We start from the raw sequence: 18,765 nt of genomic DNA, 5'->3' as shown, positions 1-18,765 counted from the left end.
TAGGAGCGGGTACAAATGACTTCAGTAATTCCTGAATCCATGCAAAAACTGATTCAACATGTAAACGAATTTTTTCCGCACGATAAAAAGTTACAGCATATGTTTGAGCAATGCTTTGTTAATACGTATACCACTACGTTGAAGAAACAAGAAGATGGGAAAACATTCGTGATTACCGGGGATATCCCGGCAATGTGGCTGCGAGATTCAGCCGCACAGGTTAGACCTTATTTACTTGCTGCTGAAGAGGATGAAGAAATGGCTGCTCTACTTGAAGGAGTCATTCGCCAGCAATTTGATTTCATCCTGCATGATCCGTATGCCAATGCGTTTAATCAAACAGCAAATGGCAAAGGGCATCAAACGGATTTAACCAAGATGACACCGCATATTTGGGAGCGGAAGTATGAAATTGATTCCTTATGTTATCCGATCCAGCTAGCCTACCTATTCTGGAAGTCGACAGGACGGACTACTCTAATAAATGAAACGTTCCAACAGGTAGTGGAAACCATTATTCAGGTATGGCGGACAGAGCAGGATCATGAAGAGCTATCTCCTTACCGCTTTGAGCGTACGGATTGCCGCCAGTCAGATACGTTGATCCGTGAAGGCAAGGGAGGACGAGTTGTTCCGACAGGTATGACCTGGAGTGCTTTCCGTCCAAGCGATGATGCCTGCACATACGGCTACCTTGTCCCGGCTAATATGTTTGCCGTAGTCGTCTTAGGGTATGCAGCGGAAATGTGTGATGTATTAAACCATCCAGCACTTAAAGAAGAATGCCTGAAACTTCGCGGTGAAATTCAAAAGGGGATTGAACAATACGCGAAGCTGGACCACCCGATTCATGGCGACATGTATGTATACGAAACAGACGGAGAAGGCCGAGTGAATGTCATGGATGATGCCAATGTTCCGAGCCTGCTTGCAGCACCGTACTTAGGCTATCTTTCGTATGATGATCCAACCTATTTACACACACGTTCCTTCCTTTTAAGCAGGGATAATCCTTATTATTATGAAGGAAAATATGCTAATGGAATTGGCAGTCCGCATACGCCTGATCATTATATTTGGCATATCGCATTGGCCATCCAAGGAATGACCACAACGAGTGAAGCAGAAAAACAAGAAATTTTAGCTTATTTTAAACAAACAGACGGTGGTACTCATTTTATGCATGAAGGCTTTAACGCTGATAGCCCTGAAGAATTTACAAGGGATTGGTTTGCATGGGCCAACACCATGTTCAGTGAATTCGTCTTAAGTTTAACGGGTAAGGCAGTAAAAGGAAGTCCGCTTTATAATCAATTAATGAAGAACAAAGGCAATCAAGCGTAAGAAACAGTCAAGTTTAGTCATTTGAAAGGGTGATGGATCATGAAAAAAGTGCCATGGATGATTGTCGTTTGTGAATGGATTTGGAGGGCAATCTTGGCCAATCTGTACTGGATTGCCTTTACCATCTTGGGATTAGGGGTCTTTGGCTTTTTTCCGGCATCCGTCGCCCTGTTCACTATTGTCCGGAAATGGCTGAGAAAAGATACGGATCTACCTGTATGGAAGACGTTTAAGCAAGTCTATTTTAAAGAATGGAAAAGAAGCAATGGAATAGGCCTTGTGTTTTACAGCATTGGCCTTTTTCTCTTTGTTGATATCCGTATTGCTGAACAGTTGATGACAGGTGTTTTTGCCAGCCTTCTATTAATTATTCTTTACAGTCTAATCTTTGTCCTATTAATGGCTGTTGGTTATTTCTTTGCCATCTATGTCCATTACGAGCTGTCAAATAAAGAATATATCAGGCAGTCGTTTCTGTTTACCGTGACAAGTTTACCATCTACCCTTTTGATTGGAATTGGGTTAATTTTTATCGGCTATGTGATGAATCGGTATCCCGGCCTCGTCCTGTTTATATCTGCGGTCGCGCCGGCCCTTTGGATGATGAAGGTTTGTCTTGGCCGATTTGCCTCATTAGAAAAACGATTACAACAGCAGTAAACATGTTGGAAGTTGGAAAAACAGGGGGAGTGATCATGGAACTGCACGTAAGGGGAGACATATCTTCTGTTGCGGAGGGTCTTCGAGGTATCGCAAAACAGTTAAATATTCACCTATCAACGAAAGGCTATCCGATTGATGTGAAAAATCAACATGGACCATTAAGGGCAGCCAATAAAGACGGCCATGGGGAAATAACGTTTGATAAGCCGATTCATTTTTTCCGGGCTTTAGGATTATGGCTCGAACATTTTCATAAAGACCATGAGTTTGATCTTTCGGAAAATCCACAGTTTGAATTGAGCGGTGTGATGCTGGATGCATCAAGAAATGCCGTGCCAACCGTTGCTGATATCGAAAAGCTGCTCCGAAGAATGGCTGTTATGGGCTTAGATACCTTGATGCTTTATACAGAGGATACGTACGAGGTAAAGGAATATCCCTATTTTGGCTATATGCGGGGAAGATATACAACAGAAGAGTTGAAAGCCTGTGATGACTATGCCGGAAAATTAGGGATTGAAATGATCCCTTGTATTCAGGCATTGGGCCACCTACGGGAAGCACTTAAATGGAATGATGCTGCTAGTATAAAAGACACAGACGACATTTTATTAGTAGATGAGCCGAAGACGTATGAATTCTTGGAAAACTGTATTAGGGCAGCCTCGGAACCGTTTCAGACGAAGCGGATTCATATTGGCATGGATGAGACCTTCCAGCTCGGTTTAGGTAAATATTTAGAAAAGCACGGTTATGAGAATCATATCGATCTCATGAACCGTCATCTGCAAAAGGTTGTTTCCCTTACCGATAAGTATGGTCTTAAACCAATGATCTGGAGTGACATGTACTTCACGCTGTTTGCAGAAGACAGCAAATACCGCGATGAAAACGGCCGCATTCGCGAGGAAATTCTAGCTTCCATTCCTGATGTAGAGCTTGTTTATTGGAATTATTATCAGGGAGAGCAGGAAGTGTATGAAACCTATTTCAGGCATCATAAACAGCTTGCCAAGAAGACCATTTTTGCCGGCGGGGCCTGGACGTGGAATGGGCTTGCTCCGAACTACGGAAAAGCCATTGCGACAACGGAAGCCGCTATGGCTGCATGTAAAAAAGAGGGTATTAAAGAAGTATTTGTGACCTTATGGGGCGACAATGGAGCCGAAACCCCATTCTCCACCTCAATGCCAATCTTACAATTATTTGCAGAACACACCTATCATAAGGAAGTAACCATAGCCCATACCGCCAAGCGATTTGCTTTCCTTAATGAAGGACACTTTGATGACTTTATGATGTTAAAAAGATTGGATGAGACGCCCGGTGTGATGAAAGATAACATGAATATATCGATGACCTCTAAAGTGTTATTGTACCAGGATGTCTTAATTGGATTATATGATGAAAATATTCGCGGACTGTCCATTGGTGAGCATTATCAAAAACTAGTCCCGGAAATGGAACAAGCGAAACACAATAACCCCAAATGGGAAAAGCTATTTGAGTTTTATGAGCAATTGGCCAGAGTTTTAAGTGTGAAGGCGGAAATCGGAATAAAAATCAAAGAAGTGTATGAGAAAAAAGACTTCGAGCAAATGAGGGCGTTCCTGCCAAAGCTCGATTGGATCCAAGCCAATGTGAATCTGTTGCGTCAAATGCATCGAAACATCTGGTTTGCTGCCTATAAACCATTTGGCTGGGAGGTTATTGATATTCGTTACGGCGGTGTCATTACCCGGATGGACTCGGTAAAATATCGGATTCATGAATGGCTGGAGGGCAGGATTTCTGCTATTGAGGAATTAGAAGAGGAACGATTACGCCATGATGGGCCTTGGGAAATGTTTGACGGCTTAATTGGCGGCAATGTGTATCACCGTATCGTCACAGCAGGAAACTTCTCTTTATAAGGGGAAATTCGAAAATAACAAAATGGGGTGAACGGATTGTTTTTAACGGAAAGAAAATTTGAAGCCCGTATTCACGAATTAGAGGGTTATCGTTATCGTGATTGCATTGCGATTGAGCAATTTATCGCACAGGAAGATGATGGCAAAGTGGGAGCCTATCCACCTGTTTCTTATGATGAAACTAGCGTGATGAAGCTGGGTGATTATTGGAAAGGGCGGGATCGATATATTTGGCTTCATGCAGATATTGATAGTCATCTGCCAATCAGCAGCAAGCAGGTAGCCGGGCTGTTCTCCTTCGGCAAGACAGGCGGCGGGAATAATTCAGGGTTTGAATCCTTACTATTTGTAAATGGAAAACCATACCAGGGTGTCGATTCCAATCACGAAGAGGTCCTCTTTGATAAGGAAATCACTAAAGGGCCAATGAGTCTGGATTTTCGCCTTTGGTCGGGTCTTGAAGGTGGCGGCGTTCCGGTTGAGAACGAATTTAAACTGGAAATGGCGAAAATCGGCTGGCTCGATACACAAGTGGATAATTTATACTATACACTTTTAGCCGGATATGAAGTGCTAAAAGAAACGAATGAAGCGGATCCTAATTATTCCGTTTTAAAACAACTGCTTCAAGATGCCTTGCTGCAAATTAATTGGACCGAGCCTGGAAGTGCTGAATTTTATCAATCGTGCTACGAAGCAGATTCAAGCTTAACAGAAGCGCTTCAAGCAATCGAGAAAACGTCCGATATTACGATTCATACGGTTGGTCATACACATATTGATGTCGCTTGGCTTTGGCGTTTACGGAACACAAGGGAAAAATCTGCCCGTTCCTTTTCAACGGTTCTGCATTTAATGAAGCAGTTCCCAGAATATCTATTCCTGCAAACCCAGCCGCAGCTCTATGATTATATCAAAACTGACTATCCGGACATTTACGAGCAAATGAAGGCGAGAATTGCCGAAGGAAAGTGGGAAGCCGGCGGTGCGATGTGGCTGGAAGCCGACTGTAATATTCCAAGCGGCGAGTCTTTGGTACGGCAAATCCTCCACGGGAAGAACTTCTTTAAAGAAGAATTTGGTGTAGATTGTACCTATCTTTGGCTGCCAGATGTGTTTGGTTACAGCTGGGCACTGCCGCAGATTTTGAAAAAATCAGGCATCAACACCATGATGACAACGAAAATCAGCTGGAATCAATACAACCGCATGCCTCATGATACCTTTTATTGGAAGGGAATCGATGGTTCAGAGATTTTAACACACTTTATCACGACGCCAGAACCGTGGAACGGTCCGGACTCTTGGTTCTACACGTATAACGGATTTATCACCGCGAAAACGGTGAAAGGCGCCTGGACAGGCTATCGCGATAAGGATTTATCGAAAGACCTGCTTCTTTCCTACGGATATGGTGACGGCGGCGGCGGCGTCAATCGCCACATGCTCGAAATGAGAGAGAAACTAGACATGATGCCTGGAATGCCGAATGTAAAGGCGTCAACGGCTGGTGACTTCTTCGAAAAGCTTCATCAAAATGTGGCAGAGTCTAAAGGTTATATTCATAAATGGGATGGGGAACTGTATCTGGAATACCATCGGGGTACGTATACAAGCCAGGCCTTCATGAAAAAAATGAATCGGAAACTTGAGCTTTTATATCGCAGATCAGAATTCCTATCCTCCTGGCTGTCTGAAAATGGCGCCTGGATGGGCGATACTGAGCTAAAAGACGGCTGGAAGATTATTTTACGAAATCAATTCCACGATATTATTCCGGGCTCTTCGATTCATGAAGTGTATGAAGATGCAAAGGAAGAATATGCGGAAGCCTTCCAAATTGTCCAGCAAGTCGACAAGGAGATTCTGCAAAACGGAATTGCCGCAGCGGATCATTCTGTCGTTGTAATCAATTCGAGCCATCAAAAAGACAGAAGAAATGTGTTCGTTTCTCAGTTTGATGATTTTGCCGCAGGAGTCTGGAAAGACAGCAACGGCAATGTGCTAAATCATCAAAAACGTGAGAATGGCTGGCTTGTGGAAGTCAACAGTCTTCCATCTTTTGGTGCGGCAACTTTATATTTTGATCCGGCTGAAGCCGCTCCAGTATCATCGAATTTTGTCTATCAAGACCGAAAGCTGGAAACACCATATTATCTAGTTCAGTGGAATGAGTTCGGTCAGCTGACGAAACTTTATGATAAGGAATCACAGCGCTCGGTGCTAGAAGAAGGCACGAAGGGCAATGTCCTGCAAATTTTTGAAGATAAACCGCTTGCACATGATGCGTGGGATATTGATCTGTTCTATCAGGAGAAAATGGAGGAAATCCGTGATATCGCAACATTCGAAGTGGCAGAAAACGGGGAGCTTGCCTTTAGTATTCTTGTTACGTGGAAGTATCATCATTCTGAAATTTCTCAACGGATTGTCTTCTATCATAATGACCGCCGCATTGATTTTGAAACGAATGTTGATTGGCATGAGAAGCGGAAGTTGCTGAAGGCGTCGTTCCCAGTCAATATCCGGGCAACAGAAGCTACTTATGATATTCAATTCGGTAATGTGAAACGTCCGACACACTGGAACACAAGCTGGGAAATGGCGAAGTTTGAAACCGTCGGCCATCAGTGGGCTGATCTGTCAGAGCCGGATTACGGGGTAAGTTTACTGAATGACTCTAAATATGGCTATGACATTAAGGAAAATGTGATGCGCTTAACCTTATTAAAATCAGCGATCCATCCGGATCCGCAAGCAGACCAGGGACAGCATTCCTTCACTTATTCGCTGTATCCGCATATCGGTGACTGGCGCCAAGGGAAGACAGTGGAAAAAGCATGGGATCTCAATGATCCGATTACTGCTGTGGAAGGCAAATGGACGAAAGAAGCGTCATTCTTAGAAGCCACTGCTGACCATGTTTGGTTTGACGCTGTGAAGCCTGCTTATGATGGCAATGGAATCATTATCCGTTTACATGAGTTTGAGGGACGCAGAGGAAAGGTTGCCATTAATATTGCTGAAAACATCACCTCATGGGTGGAAACCAATTTGATGGAAGAGCCAATGGGTGTAGCATCAACTGGACCAATTGAGTTTGACATCAAACCGTATGAAATCAAAACCTTTAGAATTCAGTAACAGGCTGAAAAAATTGCCAAGGAGACTTTTTTACTGGTCTCAATCCGTTCCAGTGGCTTGAACAAGCTGCTAATAAACATAAACGCATGGGATTCACATATATGTGAATCCCAATGCGTTTTTTTGTGTAGAAAAGGGAGGAGGCCAAACGAAGAATTGTACATTTCATATCAAATTGATACAATAACGGGAAGTGTGAATAGTCAAAATAATTGGAAAGTTAGAGGGAATGATAATGGACTCAAAAAAATTAACGGTATTCATGCCGGTTTTTAATACTGAGCAATATGTGAAAGACACAATTGACAGTATTTTAGAGCAAACATACGGGGATTTTGAATTTTTAATTATCGATGACTGCTCAACCGATTCTTCTAAAGAAATCATCAAAAGCTATACCGATAAACGAATCCGATTAATTGAACTATCGAAAAAAATAAGTTTGCCGGAAATAATTAATTTAGGATTGCAATTAACTGAGAGTGAATATATCGCATTCATTGACTCTGATGATTTGGCAACTCCTGACAGACTGAAAGAGCAAGTGGAATTTTTAAATGAGAACCAAGATATTGTAGCTGTTTCCAGTGATTTCCAGTTTTTTGGATCAACGGATAAATATAGTAAAATGCCTAGTGGCTCAGAAAATATTCATCTCTCGTTACTATTTCATAATCCCATCGCTAATCCGGCGGCTATGATCAGGATGGAGCCAGTGAGGAATGCGAATGTAAAACACCGGGAGGACTATTTCGCTTGTTCAGATTACGCATTCTGGGTTGATCTATCCGTAATTGGTAAACTTGAGAATATAAATAAATGCTTTTTGAAATACCGAACGGGTCATAACAATTCAACAGGTACCTCCCAACGCGATCCAGGACTAAGAACGAAGAGAAAGGAGATTCTTGATAAAATACATATCACTGCACTCAAAAACAACCAGTTTAATTTGAATGACGATGAGCTAGTTACGTTTAATATGTTTTTTGGCGATGCCAACGTCATTATCCCTGAAAAAGGAGATTTTGATAAACTATTACATGTGTTTAGTAAATTAAAAACACAAGCGGAGAGTTTGCCGATTGATGAAACACTATTTGATACCATTTTAAGAGAGAAACTAAATCATATAAAAGTAAGATATAGTTTTTAGTAGCTTGTAGGGCAAGTATAGACAATTATTCTATACTTGCTTTTTTATTTACATATTCCCTAAACACATAGTGAAATAATTTCTAAGATTTTTGCACTTAATCCCAAATTAGTCAACTATAAAAAGGCCCCCTTTCCCTATAAAATAAAGGTATGGAAGTGCTTACAACACCCGAGAGGAGGAAAAACATGAAAAATATATTGAGTGATATATATAAAAATAGAATCTGGCTGCTGATGGTCTTACCCGGAACGATTTGGCTGCTTTTATTCTCGTATTTGCCGATGTTTGGACAAGTTTTGGCCTTTAAGAAGTTCCGGATTCATCCGGATGGCTTCTTTGCCAGTATCATGAATAGTGATTGGGTCGGCTGGGATAACTTTAAATATTTGTTTAGTACGAGTGATGCGTGGATTATTACGCGAAATACCCTCGTATACAATCTTATCTTTATTGTAGTAGGGCTAATCGCAGCTGTGGCAACAGCGATCCTGCTCAGTGAACTGGTGAATAAGAGGTTATCAAAGGTCTATCAGACTTCCATTCTCTTTCCGCATTTTATTTCATGGGTTATCGGAAGCTACTTTGTCTTCACTTTCTTAAGTACGGATCACGGCCTGTTAAACCATGTTCTTGGCTGGTTCCATATCGACCCGGTTTCATGGTATAGCGAATCGAAATATTGGCCGTTCATTCTCGTGTTTATGAGTCTATGGAAAGGTGTCGGTTACGGCAGTATCGTGTATTTAGCATCCATCGTCGGAATTGATCGAACGTATTATGAGGCAGCGATGATTGATGGGGCATCAAAATGGAAACAGATTAAGCACGTAACCTTGCCAATGCTTAAACCATTAATGATTATCTTAACCATTATGAATATCGGCAGAATCTTCAACTCGGATTTTGGATTATTTTATCAAGTACCAAGAGATTCAGGTGCGCTTTATTCGGTTACAAATGTTATCGATACATTCGTATACCGCGGTCTAATGAATTTAGGTGACATTGGAATGAGTACAGCAGCAGGTCTTTATCAGTCAGCTGTTGGATTTACCCTTGTGATCATAACGAACTATATTGTAAGAAAAGTAGATGAAGAAAGCGCATTATTTTAAGAGCGCCTTCATGAAGGGAGGGAAAGTCGCCTAGCGGCTTCATTATGCCAAAGAACTTACAAACACAACCATCTGCCGCTATATCAGAATCAACACAAGATTTGAAAGGGGGTGGGGCAAGTATTGTTAGGAAAAAATACCGAGATCCTCAACACCTGCACCCGGTTGTCAATACCATTTTTAGTGTGTTATTAGGGATTCTCGCGCTTGCGTGTATTTTTCCTTTTATCTATGTCATTATTATCTCGTTTACAAGTGAAGAAAGTATTGTAAGAAATGGATTTCAACTGATTCCGAAAGAATGGAGTACGGATGCTTACCAGTATCTATGGGGGATGAAGGCACAATTCTTCCGCTCTTACGGTGTTACGATTTTTATTACGATTGTCGGTACCATTATCAGTGTATTGATGATCACGTTTTATGCTTATGCCATTTCAAGACCGCAATTTAAGTATCGCAGATTTTTCACCTTTCTGGCGTTCTTTACGATGCTTTTCAGCGGCGGTCTGGTACCGACTTACATTGTTGTCACCCAGTTTTTAGGTTTAAAGAATACCATTTGGGCATTGATTCTGCCGCTTGCAATGAATGCGTTTTATATTATCATTATGAGAACGTTCTTCTTAAAATCCGTTTCCGAATCGATTTTAGAATCAGCAAGGATGGATGGAGCGAGTGAGTGGAGGATCTTCTTCCAAATTATCTTCCCGCTTTCATTACCGGGGATTGCCACGATTGCCTTGTTTAGTACACTAGGATATTGGAATGATTGGTTTACGGCGCTGCTGTATATTGATGATCCAAATCTAGTACCACTGCAATCTTTATTGATGAAAATAGAGGCAAACCTTGAATTTATGAGACAAAATATGGATGTGGCCAGCATGCAGTTAAGCTTGTTTGACACCATCCCACAAGAGTCAGCCAAAATGGCCATGGTTGTAATCGCCACCTTACCGATAGCAGTTTCGTACCCGTTCTTCCAAAAGTACTTTATTAGCGGACTGACTATTGGCGGCGTTAAAGAATAAAAATAGAAAGAGGAGAGTTGAATGAAGAAGAAATTAGCTGTATTACTGGCATTAGTTTTGTCACTTGGCACCATTCTAGCTGCTTGCAGCAGCAATAAAGACACTTCTGCAGCAGATAAGGGCGGTAAGAAAGGCGAGCCATACGAAATTAAATGGTACACTATTGGTACACCACAAAAGGATACTGATAAAGTATTTGCTGAAGTAAACAAGTATACGAAGAAGAAAATTAATGCCACAGTGAAGATGACTCAAATAGACTGGGGCGATTGGGCGCAAAAATCACAAGTGATGATTAATTCAGGCGAACCATTTGATATTATCTTTACAAATGGTACTGATTATGTTCAAAATTCACAAAAGGGTGCTTTCCTGGCCATTGATGATCTGTTAAATAAGGAAGGAAAAGATGTAAAACAAGCAATCAATCCTGCGTTATTAGAAGGAATTAAGGTAAATGGAAAAATTTACGGTGTTCCGACTAATAAAGAGGCTGCAAGACAAACGGTTTATACATTCAACAAACGTCTAGTCGAAAAATACAACTTCGATATTTCAAAGGTACAAAGCCTGGAAGACCTTGAACCAATGCTAAAAGTCATTAAAGAAAATGAAACAAAGATTACGCCAATGGCAACATTCAAAGCGTATCTTCCATTTGACTATATCTTTAATAATGAAATGCCATTTGCCATCCCGTTTGAAGGCGACAGAGACAAGGTCATTAACCCATTCGAATCTGATCTAGCCATGAAAACGTATAAAACAATGCATAATTATTACAAAGCAGGTTATCTTAAAGAAGATGCGGCAACAAGCAAAGACAGCTGGCCAATGGATGTAGAAAACTGGTTTGTCCGTATGGGCGATTCCCAACCGTACGCTGATTTAGTTTGGAGCCGTGCAGCTAAGTACGATGTGGTTTCTGTTCCGGCTGAAAACCCAGTTACGATTAATGATTCTGTATCCGGTTCCATTCAGTCCATCTCTGCAACATCTAAGAACCCTGAAAAAGCAATGGAATTCTTAAATCTGCTTAACACTGATCCATATCTTCGTAACCTAGTAGACAAAGGAATTGAAGGCGTTCACTATGAAAAGAGCGAGGATGGGACGATTAAAGATCTTCCAGCTCGTATTGATAGTTACAATGTGCCAACCTATTCTTTAGGAAACTTCTTTATCTTAGATTTATATGACAATGATCCTAAAGACAAATGGGAAAAGTTTGAAGAATTTAATGCATCTGCAAAACCAGCACCAACACTTGGTTTCCACTTTGACAGTGACCCAGTGAGATCTGAGCTTGCAGCGATTACGAATATCTCTAAAGAGTTCTATCCGGCATTGGCAACAGGATCTGTTAACCCTGAAGAATACCTGCCAAAATACAATAAGAAATTAAAAGAAGCTGGCATTGACAAAGTATTAAAAGAAATTCAAAAGCAATATGATGATTGGAAAAGTAAGCAAAAGTAAATAGTAAAAATCAAGCTGGGTGTAACATTCCGGCTTGATTTTATTTCCGTATAATCGAGGGTCTCAACATGTCAAAAAGAAGAAAATTACGGTTTAGCCAAAACATTTTCAATAAACTATTTTTCATTTCCTCACTCACAATTATTGTAACCGTTATTATCTTAATTGTTACCATAAGCAACTATTATTCCGATGTGATCATACAAAAGGAAGTGAATATTAATACAAGAACATTGGAAAGGGTCGAGGACTACTTTTCCGCTAAAGACTCAGATGTTAATCGGGCAAAACGTGACTTCTATGTAAAAGGGGATGTGATTGATGACTTTTCCTTCGCTCTTCATAACGGCTATGAGAAATATTTAGAATATCGCTTAGATAAATTCTCGGAAAGTCCATCGTTTCAACCTACGAATATTGATACGTATTTTAATGCATATTTTGGTCAAGACAGCGATATTAATGCCATCAATTTACAATCGGTAGAAAATCCCGCGATTGAATATTTGTTAATCTACAATCGTTTGCGATGGGATAAAAGTATAATAGCAAATTCTGATGTATTAAACTCAAATTCGCTTTTGGCGGAACTGCTTCCAAGGTCCAACGGGGACCGGGAAAATCACCGGAAATTAAAGGATACCATTACAAAAAAGGTTTTCATTAATAATCCAGTGACATTGAAAAAACTAGGAGAAATACAAATTTATTACTCTACTAACCGTTTAGACAAAATTGTTAAAAAGCATGACCGGACGCCTGCTTCCTTTTTTTTAATGGATGATGAGGGCGAGATCATCTATTCGGTAAATAAGGCTCATGTCCCAACAGATATGATCAAACAGATCAAGCAAGAAACAAATGAAACGAAAATGAAGTGGAACAATGACCATTTTTATATAAATACGATTGCCAACAAGGGAGATTATACCTACATCAGTGTGATTCCCGACAAGGGATGGCAGAAGCTTACCATTGTAAGGGGAACTATGTGGGGTGTGATCATCTTTTTCATCATCATATCGATTTTGATTACCTATTCCTTTACTTACAATTATTCACGGCGAATTAATCGGATTGTTGCCATTATTCGTCAGGTGGAAAAGGGAAACCTTGATGCAAGAATTCCAAAATCAAAGCGTGAAGATGAATTATCAAAGATTGCGGTTAATATCAATTCCATGTTAGATGAGTTGAATAACTATATTGAAGAATTTTATCTATTAAATCTGAAACAGCAGGAAGCTGAATTAAAAGCACTCCAGGCACAAATTGATCCGCATTTTTTATTTAATACGCTAGAGGCGATCCGGATGGTTGCCGTTGTCGAGGGGTCTAAGACTTCAAGTAAAATGATTTTCCATTTATCGAAACTGTTCCGCTACTCGTTAGAATCAAAAGACACCGTTCCCTTATATACAGAAATAGAGTATGTCAATCAGTATTTAAAATTGATGCAATTTAAATTTCCAAACAAATTACAGGTTCACTTTGATATTCCATGTAATGTTGAACAAACACTGGTACAAAAATTAATTTTACAGCCAATTGTTGAAAATTATTTTGTGCATGGTTTTAGGAAAGGCCAGTCAGATAACGAATTATTCATACGTGCCACGTCTCATGAAGAAATGGTTGAAATAAGTGTGGAGGATAATGGTAAGGGCATGCCAATAGAGGCACTTGAAAAGATTATCCATCATATCAATTGTGAAGAGGGTGATGAAATGGAATCAATTGGATTAAGAAATATCCATCAGCGTCTGAAACTGAAGTACGGGGCTCCGTTCGGTCTAACACTAAAAAGCACCAAAGATAAGGGAACAATTGTCACACTATTGATTCCAGCAAGGGGGGGCACGAATGTATAGGGTGATGCTTGTCGATGATGAACCACTGATTACAATTGGCCTTCAGGCACTGTTAGATTGGGAGGATTATGGGTTTGAAATTGTGTTAACAGCAGAAAGCGGAGAAGAGGCCCTCATTTTTTTAAAAGACAACCCAATCGACATTCTGATCACAGATATTATGATGGGTGAGATGTCCGGGTTAGATCTAATTAAAGAAGTGAAGAAAATCCAGCCAAAGGTTAAAAGTATTGTGTTAACAGGTTACCAGGAGTTTGAGTTTATTAAGCAGGGTCTGTTATTGGGAATTGAAAATTATTTAGTCAAACCAGTGGATGAGGATGAATTAGTCACAACCATCCAAAATGTTGGGCGTAAATTGAAAACCATGACAGGCGGCAATCAGATACAGGAACGGTCCACACTTTTGGATAATACATTATGGCGATATTTAAACGGTGAAATTAATAAAAATGATTGCTTTGAAAGACTATCATTATATAATATCCAATTTGTTCAGCCATTTCATAATGTCTCTATATTAAGTTTCGAACAGTTTCAAAATGCGGAAATATCAAAGGAAATTAGGAACTATATTGAAGAGCATTATTCAGCGGCCTGTCTATACAGTCCAAACCAAGAATTAATTATTATTTTTGGCGGAAAGAGTGAAGAGGAGTTACATCAATTGAATCAAAGCCTGGTGGAGCATCTCAATAATGAAGGAAGCGCTTCAGGTTTATTCTATTTATCGATGGGAAATCCGGTTAAAAGGATAGAGGAATTGGAAGAGAGTTTTACGAATGCCATTGGGTTTTGTTTGCTGCAGCCCTTTTCAAATCCTAATGTACTTCTTTCAGAAATGTTACCGATTGATAGGCATGAAGAAGTCAAAAAACAGCAGGAATTCAAAGAATGTATCGTTAAGCAGCTATTGAAAGCGGATGGAGAGACCTTGCAAGTGGTTGACCTGTTTTTTGAGGAATTAACCAAGAAGTCGCCTTTTATCTCCCCTCAATCTGCCAGAAAATATACGTTTGATCTTATTTCCTATATCCATTATTCGCTGCAGCAAGACGATGTTTCCTATTATACAGCTGCCGTGGAAAGAATAGCCTATAGCCAAAACGTGGAGCATCTGAAAGCAATTATGAAGGAATATTGTCGCGAATTGCTTTTATCCATTCATAATCAGGCAAATATGCGCAGTCCCATTGTCCAAAATGTCCTTGATTATATTCATGCTTCCTATGACCAAGGGATTTCGTTAAAAACCTTGGGACAACAGTTTCATGTAAATGTCATTTATTTAGGACAGCTATTTCAAAAAGAAGTAGGGGTTGTCTTTTCTGAATACCTAAACCGGTATCGATTGGAAAAAGCAAAGGAATTGTTAAAAACAACCCACTATCGGGCAGGAGAAATTGGCAAAAAAGTAGGCTATTCTGATACGACATATTTTTATAAACAATTTAAGAAAACAATTGGGCTCACACCAAGTGAGTGGAGAAAAATATAAAAGCGCAAGCGCCCTGGTCAGCGGCGTATGGCCTCCTCGAAAAAGCTAACGCTTTTTCTTCGTGCGATGCCTATGCTGCCGAAGCTTTCCTTGTGGAGCGCTCCAACTGAGATAAAGGAAACACGAAGAGCCGGAGGCGATTCGATGTTGACTTATCGTAGGGCGGAGAGCGAAGGACACTAGCCGCAAGCGCGCTGGAGCTAGACAATTCTCGAAGTCAGAATTTATAAATCTTATATTATAAAAAGAGACGGTGATAAATTATGAAAAATACTTCGCTTAAGAATCAACCTACTTATCGCTTTCCAAATGGTTTCTGGTGGGGAAGTGCATCATCTGGTCCGCAAACAGAAGGGGCAGCAAATATCGATGGGAAAAAGCCAAACCTATATGACTATTGGTACAGCATTGAACCGGAGAGCTTTCATAATCAAGTAGGACCGGAGCAAACCTCAGACTTCTACCACCGATATAAACAGGATATCGAGTTAATGAAGGAAACGGGGCATAATTCATTCCGGACCTCGATTCAATGGTCGCGGTTAATTCCGAATGGAGTCGGGGAAGTCAATCAGCAGGCGGTTGATTTTTACAATCGCGTCATTGACGAACTGATTGCAAATGATATTGAACCATTCATGAATCTCTACCATTTCGATATGCCGATGTGCATGCAGGAAAAAGGCGGCTGGGAAAGCCGGGAAGTCGTTGAGGCCTATGTGAAATTTGCTGAAACCTGCTTTACATTGTTTGGCGACCGGGTTAAATATTGGTTTACCTTTAACGAACCAATCGTTCCAGTCGAGGCCGGCTATTTATATAATTGGCATTATCCGAATATCGTAGATTTCAAGCGAGGCGCGCAGGTGGCCCATCATACGATTGTGGCCCATGCCAAGGCAGTAGAAGCATTTAAAAAATTGAATCTAGGCGACGGTAAGATTGGTATTATCCTAAACTTAACGCCATCCTATCCGCGAAGTCAGGATCCGGCAGATGTCAAGGCCGCACATATCTCCGACCTTTTCTTTAACCGCAGCTTTCTTGATCCGGTTACAAAAGGGGAGTACCCTGCCGATTTGATTGCCATTTTAAAAGAAAGAGAACTGCTTCCGGTAGTCGAAATGGGAGATTTAGAGATTATCAAAAATAACCCGATTGATCTATTGGGCGTGAACTATTATCAGCCGCGCCGCGTTAAAGCTAAGGAAGAGCCGGTGCCGGCGGGTGCCCCGTTCATGCCGGAGCATCTATTTGATCCGTACATTATGCCTGGGCGGAAGATCAATCCACATAGAGGCTGGGAAATCTGCGAGGAGGTCATCTATGACATTATGATCGATATTCGTGATCATTATGACAATATTCCTTTCTTTATCTCAGAGAACGGTATGGGAGTTGAAGGGGAAGCGAAATTCCGCAATGCAGAAGGATTTATTGAGGATGATTATCGGATTGAATTTATTCAAGAACACCTGAAATGGGTGCATAAAGGACTAGAGGAAGGGGCCAAATGCCTTGGCTATCACCTTTGGACATTTGTGGACAACTGGTCATGGGCAAATGCATATAAGAATCGCTATGGATTAGTAGAAGTAGATTTAAACAATGATTTAAAACGTACCATTAAGAAATCAGGCAGATGGTATAAACAGTTGTCTGATCATAACGGTTTTTAACCAGGTTCCAAGGCAAACGAAATTCTTAAAGAGGGGATTCCGATGAAAGCTTATATGGTATTTGATATCGGCGGCACGTATATAAAATATGCTGTAATGGATCAAGAGGGGAACAAACTGGTCAGCGGGAAGTTTCCAACACCGAAGGAAGGATTAGAGCCTTTTTTGCAAACCATTTGTGAGATCGTAAAAGATTTGAGAGATTCCTATGAACTCCAGGGCATTGCTTTAAGTTCACCCGGTGCTGTCGAAGTGAAAACAGGATTTATTGGCGGTGCAAGTGCTCTTCCTTATATTCATGGAGTTCCCATGACTAGCCTGATAAAGGAACGGACAGGTCTTCCGGTATCGATTGAAAATGATGCCAATTGCGCTGCTTTGGCGGAAGGCTGGTTAGGGGCGGCTAAAGATGTGGATTACTTTATTTGTATTGTGATTGGTACAGGCATTGGTGGCAGCATTGTCATGAACCATTCCATATTACGCGGGGCAACGCTTCATGGCGGTGAGTTTGGGTACATGATCATGGGCGGAGCCCTCCAAGCGGGGAAGAATCCGCTTCATTCAACCTGGAGTCAATCAGCCTCCACGAATGCCCTTGTCCGAGAAGTTGAAAGGAAGAAATCACTGACACACTGTTCATTAGACGGAGAGGAAGTATTTCGTCTGGCAGAGTCGGGAGACTCCATTGCTCTAGAAAGTATTGCACAATTTTATAAACGGATAGCGATTGGAATTTATAATTTGAAATATGCTTTAGATCCTGAAAAGATTCTTATCGGAGGCGGGATTAGTAAGCGCCGGGAAGTCATTAGCGGGATTAATCGCGAATTGAAGGGATTAAAGGATGATATCTCGACGCTGTCTATTGAGGTGGAAGCCTGCCAATTTGATAACGACGCAAACTTAATGGGCGCCTTGTTTCATTTCTTACGGGTGCACAAAAGCATTAACTAATAATGATTTGGAGGAAACCAAAAAATGTATGGTGCAATTGAAGCAGGAGGAACAAAATTTGTTTGTGCGGTTGGAGATGAGTCGGGCACAATTATTGAGCGAATCAAGATCCCAACCACAGTGCCTGAGGAGACGATGGCTGAGGTAATGGCATTTTTTAAGAAATATGAACTTGATGCAATTGGGGTTGGTTCATTTGGCCCTATTGATGTCAATCGAGAAAGTCCGACATATGGAACGATTACATCTACACCGAAGCTGGCATGGACGGGCTATCCGTTTGTTCAAGCATTGAGAGATGCCTTTTCGGTACCGATTGGTTTCAATACAGATGTGAATGCGGCAGCTTTAGGGGAGGCCACCCTCGGTGCGGCTAAAGGCTTGGACAGCTGCTTGTACATTACAGTTGGTACGGGAATTGGAGCGGGTGCCGTGGTTCAAGGCAAGCTTCTTCAAGGCCTGTCACATCCAGAAATGGGCCATATCCTTGTAAGGCGTCATCCGAATGATCACTATCAAGGTAAGTGCCCCTATCATGGAGATTGTTTAGAAGGTCTTGCGGCTGGCCCCGCAATTGAAGAACGCTGGAAAGCCAAGGGGATTGACTTGGTGGATCGAAAGGAAGTATGGGATTTAGAAGGCTACTATATTGCCCAAGCACTGATGCAGTATATTTTAATCCTATCACCAAAACGGATTATTCTGGGCGGCGGGGTGATGAATCAGAAACAAGTATTCTCTTCTATTTATAAGTATTTGCAGGAGTTTCTTTCTGATTATGTTTCTTTGCCAGACTTAACAGAATACATAGTGCGCCCTGGACTAGGCGATGATGCAGGGATTACGGGATCACTTCTAATTGCCCATCAGGCGTTTACAGAAGAAATACAAAGATAATCTGTCCCGCAT

At 41.1% G+C, this 18,765-nt stretch carries 13 protein-coding genes; all 13 read left to right on the top strand.

The genetic code is table 11. The features are described from left to right. The first annotated feature begins 15 nt into the window (after positions 1-15). The 13 genes from FAY30_RS22475 (at position 16) to FAY30_RS22415 (ending at position 18,753) form a co-directional block, all read left to right on the top strand. The gene (locus tag FAY30_RS22475; protein ID WP_149871964.1) at positions 16-1,344 is read left to right on the top strand and encodes a glycoside hydrolase family 125 protein; all 1,329 of its coding nucleotides are present in this window, start codon (positions 16-18) and stop codon (positions 1,342-1,344) included. 39 nt (positions 1,345-1,383) lie between these two features. Next, positions 1,384-2,004 (top strand): YesL family protein, encoded by a 621-nt coding sequence (locus FAY30_RS22470; protein WP_149871963.1) that lies wholly within the window; start codon positions 1,384-1,386, stop codon positions 2,002-2,004. A gap of 35 nt (positions 2,005-2,039) precedes the next feature. Continuing rightward, positions 2,040-3,920, top strand: a complete 1,881-nt coding sequence (locus tag FAY30_RS22465; protein WP_149871962.1) for a beta-N-acetylhexosaminidase — start codon at positions 2,040-2,042, stop codon at positions 3,918-3,920. 36 nt (positions 3,921-3,956) lie between these two features. Next, a complete protein-coding gene (locus tag FAY30_RS22460; protein WP_149871961.1) occupies positions 3,957-7,064 on the top strand; it encodes an alpha-mannosidase in 3,108 nt (1,035 codons plus the stop codon). Between the two features lie 235 nt (positions 7,065-7,299). Continuing rightward, complete coding sequence (locus tag FAY30_RS22455; RefSeq protein ID WP_190284732.1) at positions 7,300-8,220, top strand: glycosyltransferase family 2 protein; 921 nt, start codon at positions 7,300-7,302, stop codon at positions 8,218-8,220. Between the two features lie 188 nt (positions 8,221-8,408). Further along, positions 8,409-9,338, top strand: coding sequence for an ABC transporter permease (locus tag FAY30_RS22450; protein WP_149871959.1), 930 nt, complete (start codon positions 8,409-8,411; stop codon positions 9,336-9,338). 44 nt (positions 9,339-9,382) lie between these two features. After that, positions 9,383-10,372, top strand: coding sequence for a carbohydrate ABC transporter permease (locus tag FAY30_RS22445; RefSeq protein ID WP_149871958.1), 990 nt, complete (start codon positions 9,383-9,385; stop codon positions 10,370-10,372). Between the two features lie 21 nt (positions 10,373-10,393). Beyond that, entirely contained in the window at positions 10,394-11,851 is a 1,458-nt protein-coding gene (locus tag FAY30_RS22440; protein WP_149871957.1) for an ABC transporter substrate-binding protein, read from the top strand. Positions 11,852-11,919: 68 nt separating this feature from the next. Next, a complete protein-coding gene (locus FAY30_RS22435; RefSeq protein ID WP_149871956.1) occupies positions 11,920-13,722 on the top strand; it encodes a sensor histidine kinase in 1,803 nt (600 codons plus the stop codon). Continuing rightward, positions 13,715-15,220 (top strand): response regulator transcription factor, encoded by a 1,506-nt coding sequence (locus tag FAY30_RS22430; protein ID WP_149871955.1) that lies wholly within the window; start codon positions 13,715-13,717, stop codon positions 15,218-15,220. The genes FAY30_RS22435 and FAY30_RS22430 overlap by 8 nt, the downstream gene beginning before the upstream one ends. Positions 15,221-15,483: 263 nt before the next feature. Beyond that, positions 15,484-16,899, top strand: coding sequence for a glycoside hydrolase family 1 protein (locus FAY30_RS22425; RefSeq protein ID WP_149871954.1), 1,416 nt, complete (start codon positions 15,484-15,486; stop codon positions 16,897-16,899). A 42-nt stretch (positions 16,900-16,941) separates the two neighbouring features. Next, positions 16,942-17,856, top strand: coding sequence for an ROK family protein (locus FAY30_RS22420; protein ID WP_149871953.1), 915 nt, complete (start codon positions 16,942-16,944; stop codon positions 17,854-17,856). A gap of 24 nt (positions 17,857-17,880) precedes the next feature. Next, entirely contained in the window at positions 17,881-18,753 is an 873-nt protein-coding gene (locus FAY30_RS22415) for an ROK family protein (protein ID WP_149871952.1), read from the top strand. Positions 18,754-18,765 lie beyond the last annotated feature (12 nt).

Source organism: Bacillus sp. S3 (genome assembly GCF_005154805.1).
Classification (GTDB): Bacteria; Bacillota; Bacilli; order Bacillales; family Cytobacillaceae; genus Neobacillus.
The sequence above is the reverse complement of the archived record's forward strand: the minus strand, read 5'-3'. Positions and strand labels throughout refer to the sequence as shown.